Annotated in this window: 6 protein-coding genes and 1 pseudogene; 5 read left to right on the forward strand and 2 right to left on the reverse strand. The window is 73.3% G+C overall.

What is annotated here, in order from left to right:
- Positions 1-29 precede the first annotated feature (29 nt).
- A complete protein-coding gene (locus GKQ77_RS24625) occupies positions 30-443 on the reverse strand; it encodes a hypothetical protein (RefSeq protein WP_219691121.1) in 414 nt (137 codons plus the stop codon).
- A 140-nt stretch (positions 444-583) separates the two neighbouring features.
- Here GKQ77_RS24625 and GKQ77_RS24630 point away from each other — a divergent pair, with 140 nt between their 5' ends.
- From GKQ77_RS24630 to GKQ77_RS24640, 3 genes are all read left to right on the forward strand, one after another.
- Positions 584-1,297, forward strand: coding sequence for an MOSC domain-containing protein (locus GKQ77_RS24630; protein WP_219691122.1), 714 nt, complete (start codon positions 584-586; stop codon positions 1,295-1,297).
- Entirely contained in the window at positions 1,294-2,034 is a 741-nt protein-coding gene (locus GKQ77_RS24635; protein ID WP_219691123.1) for an HNH endonuclease family protein, read from the forward strand. The genes GKQ77_RS24630 and GKQ77_RS24635 overlap by 4 nt, the downstream gene beginning before the upstream one ends.
- A gap of 207 nt (positions 2,035-2,241) precedes the next feature.
- Positions 2,242-2,988 carry an N-acetyltransferase gene (locus tag GKQ77_RS24640; RefSeq protein WP_219691124.1) on the forward strand — a complete coding sequence of 249 codons (747 nt, stop codon included), beginning with the start codon at positions 2,242-2,244 and terminating at the stop codon, positions 2,986-2,988.
- 42 nt (positions 2,989-3,030) lie between these two features.
- On the opposite strand, the gene GKQ77_RS24645 is transcribed toward GKQ77_RS24640, so the two are convergent.
- A complete protein-coding gene (locus tag GKQ77_RS24645) occupies positions 3,031-3,771 on the reverse strand; it encodes a hypothetical protein (RefSeq protein ID WP_219691126.1) in 741 nt (246 codons plus the stop codon).
- 203 nt (positions 3,772-3,974) lie between these two features.
- Between GKQ77_RS24645 and GKQ77_RS24650 the strand changes: the two genes are divergently transcribed.
- Positions 3,975-6,038: an N-6 DNA methylase gene (locus GKQ77_RS24650; protein WP_219691125.1), complete on the forward strand. Its 2,064-nt coding sequence runs from the start codon at positions 3,975-3,977 to the stop codon at positions 6,036-6,038.
- A gap of 144 nt (positions 6,039-6,182) precedes the next feature.
- Positions 6,183-6,553 (forward strand): annotated as a pseudogene (locus GKQ77_RS24655) (hypothetical protein); the annotation flags it as partial.

The following is a 6,553-nucleotide window of genomic DNA, read 5'->3' on the forward strand; positions in this document are numbered from 1 at the left end:
CCCCCGGACCCACCCCCCGGGGAGCCGCGTCAGTCCTTGTACAGCTGTTCGTCGTCGTCCCGGCAGAGGCCGTGCGCGGCGCCCATGATGCGGGAGGTCTGCTTCTTGGACGTGCCGAGCCGTCGCATGGACTTGGTGAACTGCTCGCCGAGGGCCGCGCCCTGGATGGTGCAGAGCGCGTCGCCCTCCGCGACGAGCGCGGCGTCGCTGATGTGGTCGAGATCCGGGTAGTGCTTGCGCAGCGTCCGCAGGTAGAAGGCGGCCGCCGCGCCCTTCAGCCCTCTTCCCCGGGCAGTGGGGGAGGCAGTCGCCGGGGTCGGTGTGCTCACTGCCGTCGGCTTGCTCGCGGACGGTGCGGAGGAGGCGTCGGACGGGCCGCACGCCGTGGCGCCGACGGCGATGACGGCGAGCAGGAGGGCGAGTTGGGGCAGGCGCTTGTGCATGAATCTCCTGAAGCGTGATGGATCAGCAGATGTTACGGCTTTTGCCTCGCCGCTCCGGGCCGGGGAGGCGGACCGCGGCCCGCGACGCGCGGCGGCTACCGTTGAGGTCGCCAAGTCCGCCCAGGGGAGGGGAGAGCGCAGTGACGCTCAAGGTCGTGGGGCTGCGCAGGTTCCCGGTGAAGTCGATGCTCGGCGAGGAGCACGAGCGGCTGGAGTTCGACGCGGGGGGCGCCATCGGCGACCGGCGGTGGGCCCTGCGCTGTGCCGACGGGAAGCTGGGCAGCGGCAAGAACCACCCTCGCTTCCGCCGCATCCCCGGGCTCCTGGAGCACTACGCGGCGTACGACGAGGACGGCCTGCCCGTCATCACCGCCCCGGACGGCGCGACGCTGCGCCCCGGCGACCCCCGCGTCCCCGAGCGCTTCGGCGACGGTGTCGAACTGGTCCGTGAGGCCGAGGACGGTTCGGAGAGCCTCAAGGACGTCTCGCCCGTCTCCCTCATCGGCACCGCCTCGCTCCGCGCGCTCGGCGACCTGCTCGGTGACGCCGACCCCGTCGACGTACGGCGGCTGCGCAAGAACATCGTCGTGGAGACCGACGAGCCCTGGATCGAGGAGGACTGGATCGGCCGCGAGATCGTCCTCGGCGGCGGCCGAGGCACGGCCCCGCTCCGGCTGCGCGGCATCAAGCGTGTCAAGCGCTGCGTCATGGTCACCCAGGCCCAGCCCGGCCTCCCCGAGGACAACCGCGTCCTCAAGACGCTGACCGCCGCCCGCGGCATGTGCATCGGCATCCACACGGACGTCGTGACGCCCGCGCCGCTCGCCCTCGGCGACACGGTGGTCGTGCGATGAACCGGCGTACGGTGAACCGGCGCACCACCTCTGCCCTGCTCGCGCTGGTGGCCGTGCCCGCGCTGCTCACGGGCTGCGACGTGCAGACGGACGGCGGGAGCGGGGGCGGCGCCGGTGGGTCCGGCGCCGAGGCGGGCTCCGCGCTCGCGGCCGTCGACACGCTCACCGTCAAGGGCCGAGCGCCCAGGACCGGTTACGACCGGGACCGGTTCGGCAGTGCCTGGGCCGACACGGACTCCAATCGCTGCCCCACCCGGGACGACATACTCAAGCGGGACCTGGAGGACGTCAGGTACCGGGGAGGGGACTGCCAGGTCGTGGCGGGCAGGCTCGCGCCCGACCCGTACTCGGGCAAGGACGTGACGTTCCGGCGCGGCCGCAGCCAGGTCGACATCGACCACCTCGTCGCGCTCTCGGACGCCTGGCAGAAGGGCGCGGCGCAGTGGGCGCCGGCCAAGCGCATCGCCTTCGCCAACGACCCGTTGAACCTCCTCGCGGTCGACGCGGGCCCCAACCGCAGCAAGGGCGACGGCGACACGGCGACCTGGCTCCCCCCGAACAAGGCGTACCGCTGCGCGTACGTGGCCGGTCAGGTCGGGGTGAAGAAGAAGTACGGGGTGTGGGTGACGGCGGCCGAGAAGCGGGCGATGAGGAGGGTCCTGTCGGCTTGCCCCGACAGGAAACTCCCGACCGGCCCCGCCCCGACGAGCGCGCCGCCGCGCTTCCGCGCCGACTGAGGCGATATCCGCGGCCGAGTGGGGGCTGGTCGCGCAGTTCCCCGCGCCCCTTCAGGGCCCCTTCGGGGCCACTTCGGGGCCTCGGCCAGGGTGGCGTCCCGCGAGGTATGCGCCCCGAAGGGGCGCGGGGAACTGCGCGACCAGCCACGACGTTGCCGCAGGTAATTCCATGCCGCCCACCCTGAGGGACGCGTACCCTACCCCCGCATGGACCTGAAGATCACCACCCTGGCCGAGCGCCCCGAACTCGCCGACCCCCTCTGGAAAATGGCGGAGGACTGGCCCGAGTTCATCCTCCACGACCCCGTCGGCTGGTCCCTGATCGGCAGGATCGTCGCGGACCTCCCCGAGTACGTCCTGGTCGCCACGGACGGCGGCACCGGCAAGGTCGTGGCCCGCGCCTTCAGCGTCCCGCTCGCCCTGCGCGGCCGCGCGGGGGGCGAACTGCCCGACGGCGGCTGGGACCAGGTCCTGCTGTGGGCCTTCTCCGACCTGCGGCACGGCAAGGAACCCGACACGGTCAGCGCCATCGAGATCACCGTCGACCTCACCGCGCAGGGCAAGGGCATATCGGGGCGGATGCTCGCGGCGCTGCGGGAGAACGCCCGCGCCCGCGGGTTCACGGAGGTGGTCGCGCCCGTACGCCCCAACGCCAAGCACCTCGAACCGGCCGCGCACATCGACGAGTACGCCCACCGCACGCGCGAGGACGGGCTGCCGCACGACCCGTGGCTGCGGGTGCACGTCCGCGCGGGCGGCGTCATCGAGAAGGTCGCGCACGCCTCCATGACGGTGTCCGGTTCGACCGCGCAGTGGCGCGAGTGGACCGGGCTGCCCTTCGACGAGGAGGGCCCGGTCGAGGTGCCGGGCGCCCTGGTGCCGGTGCACTGCGAATTGGCGCGAGGCTACGGCGTATACGTGGAGCCGAACATATGGGTGCGGCACACGCTGTGAGCGTGCCGCGCCCTCACGAGCGGTGGGAGAGGCGCGTCAGCCTCACAGCTTGTCCATGTCGAGGACGTCACCGGTCGGCGCCGTCGCCTTGACCGGCTTGTCGTAGTCACGGAACTTCAGAGTGTCGACCTTCCCGCCCTTCGCCGTGTCGACCCGCAGCAGGTACGGCTTGCCCTCGGTGGCGACGTAGAGGGTGTACTTCTCCTTGCCGTCGGTCTCCGTGAGCTTGATCGCGGGGGTGCCGTCGACCTTGGTCGTCCCGCCCCTGCGGGCCACGGAGCTGACGCCCTTGAAGTCGGCGAGCACGGTGTCGAGGTCGCAGAACGCGGCGATCTCCTTCGCGTCGGCGCTCGTCGCCTTCGTCTTCGCCCAGCGGTCCGCGAACATGTCCACGGCGGCCTGCACGTCGGCCTCGGGCTCGCCCTTGCTCTGCGCGCGCAGGAACTCCTCGTCGTACTTCAAGTAGACGGTCTTGCCCGGGACGATCAGCTCGATCGACCCCTCCTTGTTCATGCCCATGGTGCCCGCGCACTTGCCCTTGGTGTCCATGGCCATGTTCAGCGAGAGCATCCCGCCCTCGCCGTCCGGGACCTCGCCCTTGATGCGCAGGGACTTGGCGTCCGAGGTCGTCTCGACGGCCTTCTCGGCGATCTTGCCGCCGGACATGCCGGCGAAGGGGCCCTTCTCCGCCTTCTTCGCGGATCCGCCCTCGCTGCCGCAGGCCGTGAGGCCCGCCGTGGCGGCGGTGGCGAGGCAGACGGCGGCGATCGCGGTACGGCGCAGACGCGGGTGACGCAGGTGGTGACGCATGGGAACCCCCCAGAGAAGTCGTTCGGTGGAGTCATCACAGCAGAATGCTGTGAACCGAGTCAACCTGACGACATGTGAAACAGTTGTTAACACGCGTGAAGCCCTCCGTGCGGCGGTTGCTCTGGGTATGCTCGACCCCGCGCGACTGACCCCGCGCGACGAGGGGAGCTGCTGCAATGAAGCCGCGGGACGACGCGACCGAGGTGACCGCCGCCGGAATCGCCAGGCTGGCCGGGGTGGGCCGCGCCGCCGTCAGCAACTGGCGCCGCAGGCACGGGGACTTCCCCAGACCCGTCGGCGGCACGGAGACCAGCCCCTCCTTCGCGCTCGCCGACGTCGAACGCTGGCTGCGCGCCCAGGGCAAGCTCGTCGAGGTCCCCCTGCGCGAACGCGTCTGGCAGCAGCTCGCCGGACACCCCGCGGGGCCCGTCACCGCCCTCCTGCACGCGGGCTGCGCCCTCCTCCTGGTCCGCGACAAGCCCGCCGCCTGGCTCGCGGTGAGCGCCGTGTCGGACGAGCGGATGGCCAAGCTCCTGCCGGACCAGCTCGACGAGGTGGTCGCCATGCGGTTCGGGGTGCGGCGCAGGCGGGCCGTGCGCGTCCCCGAGCCCGTCGAACTCCTGCCGTCCGTAACGCTGTTGCGCGGTGTCGCGGAGCTGGCCGCCGAGCTGGGCGCCAGGCAGACGTACGAGTTCCTGCTCGGCCGGCACACCGACGCCAACCCCCGCCAGTACACGCTCACCCCGGCGGGCCCCGCCGCGCTCATGGCCGAGCTGGCCCAGATCACCGCCCCCGCCCGCACCGTCCTCGACCCCGCCTGCGGCACCGGCGCCCTGCTGCGCGCCGTGCCACCGCGCCCCGACCAGTACCTGTACGGCCAGGACAGCGCCCCCGAGCTGGCCGCCCTCACCGCGCTGCGCCTCGCCCTGCACTCCGACGCGACCGTGCGCACCATGGCCGCCGACACCCTGCTCGCCGACGCCTACGACGACCGCAGGGCCGACGCCGTGCTCTGCCACCCGCCGTTCAACGAACGCAACTGGGGCCACGACGAACTGGCCTACGACACCCGCTGGGAGTACGGCTTCCCGGCCCGCGCCGAATCCGAACTCGCCTGGGTCCAGCACGCGTTGGCCCGCCTCGTCGACGGCGGCACCGCCGTCCTGCTGATGCCGCCCGCCGCCGCCTCCCGCCGCTCGGGCCGCCGCATCCGCGCCGACCTGCTGCGCCGCGGCGCCCTGCGCGCGGTCATCGCCCTGCCGGCCGGGGCCGCGCCCCCCTACAACCTCCCCCTGCACGTCTGGGTGCTGCGCAGGCCCGGCCCCGCCGCGCCGCCCGCGCCCGAACTGCTCCTGGTGGAGGCGGCCGGGATCCTCGCCGCCGACGGCCGCGACAAACAGCTCTGGCCCGCCGTGCAGGACGCCGTGCTCGACGCCTGGCGCGCCTTCGACCGGCACGGCACCGCCGAGGAGCGCCCCGGCCTCGCCCGGTCGGTGCCGGTGCTCGAACTCCTCGACGACGAGGTCGACCTGGCCCCCGCCCGCAGGCTGCCGCCCCCCGCCACCGGCGGCGGCAGCACGGAACTGGCGACCGTACGGGAGAGCCTCGGCGAGGCGCTGCGCCGGGCCGCGGACCTGACCCCGGCCCTCGCGCCCGACGAGCCCGCCGGCGCCCCGCACCCGCCCTCGACCACCGTCGGCGAACTGGCGAGGGCGGGCGCCCTGACCCTGCACACCGGCACCGGCGCCGGGGCCACCGGCGTCCCCGTCCTCACCGACCACGACGTGCTGACCGGCGGCGCGCCCTCGGGGACCGCCCACGAGGGCGCCCCGGACGAGACCGCCGTGCGCACCGAGCCCGGTGACGTCGTCGTCCCCGTCTCCGGCGGCGGCGCCGCGGCCCGCGTGATCGACGAGGCCACCGCGGGCGCCGCGCTCGGCCGCGGCCTCACCCTGCTGCGGCCCGACCCGGCCGCGCTCGACCCGTGGTTCGTCGCGGGCTTCCTGCGCGGCACCGCCAACCACCGCCGCGCCAGCAGCTACGCCTCCACCTCCGCCCGGCTCGACGTCCGCCGCCTGCGGCTGCCCCGCCTGCCGCTCGAAGGGCAGCGCGGCCACAGCGAGCGGTTCCGGGAACTCGCCGCCTTCGAGGACGCCCTGCGCCTCGCGGGCAGGCTCGGCGAGCGGCTGGTGCGCGGCATGCACGACGCACTGACGGAAGGCACGCTTCCGCCGGAGTGACCGGAGTGAGGTGCCCCCGCGAAGGGCCCGTGACCAGTACGACAACGGTTCGGTACTGGGTTCCGTACAACCCGGGACCGCTTCCCGTTGTCGGCCTATACGCTCGATCCGCATTCGTCCGTCCTTCAGGTACCAGGAGCAGCCATGCACGGCCACGGCCACGGCTACGCGCAGCGGCAGCCGCCGCCCCCGCCAGGGGGCACACAGGTGACGCTGCGCGTGATGTTCGTAGTGCTCGCCGTCCTGACCTGCGGCCTGCTCGCCTGGGCCCCGCTGCTGCGGCTCGCCACGGTGACCCGCAAGGCGCACGACTGGGTCGTCCTCGCCGTCGTGACGGCCCTCGACATCACGGGGCTCGTGCTGATCGGGGTGGACCCGGGCGAGGACGAGTTCCAGGGGCCTGGCAACGCGGGCATGATCGTCCTGCTCTGCACGCTGATGGCCGCCGTCGCCTACTACCTCTTCGCGGAGATACGGCACTTCGGCAGGCACGCGGCCGTGACGCAGCCCTTCAT

Origin of the sequence: Streptomyces anatolicus, assembly GCF_019400875.1 — a bacterium.
Lineage (GTDB): Bacteria > Actinomycetota > Actinomycetes > Streptomycetales > Streptomycetaceae > Streptomyces > Streptomyces anatolicus.

What these genes read in the sequence shown, in the direction of transcription:
- GKQ77_RS24650 (WP_219691125.1), top strand. Translation starts at nt 3,975, where the DNA reads ATGAAGCCGCGGGACGACGCGACCGAGGTGACCGCCGCCGGAATCGCC.
- GKQ77_RS24640 (WP_219691124.1), top strand. Translation starts at nt 2,242, where the DNA reads ATGGACCTGAAGATCACCACCCTGGCCGAGCGCCCCGAACTCGCCGAC.
- GKQ77_RS24625 (WP_219691121.1), bottom strand. Translation starts at nt 443, where the DNA reads ATGCACAAGCGCCTGCCCCAACTCGCCCTCCTGCTCGCCGTCATCGCC.
- GKQ77_RS24635 (WP_219691123.1), top strand. Translation starts at nt 1,294, where the DNA reads ATGAACCGGCGTACGGTGAACCGGCGCACCACCTCTGCCCTGCTCGCG.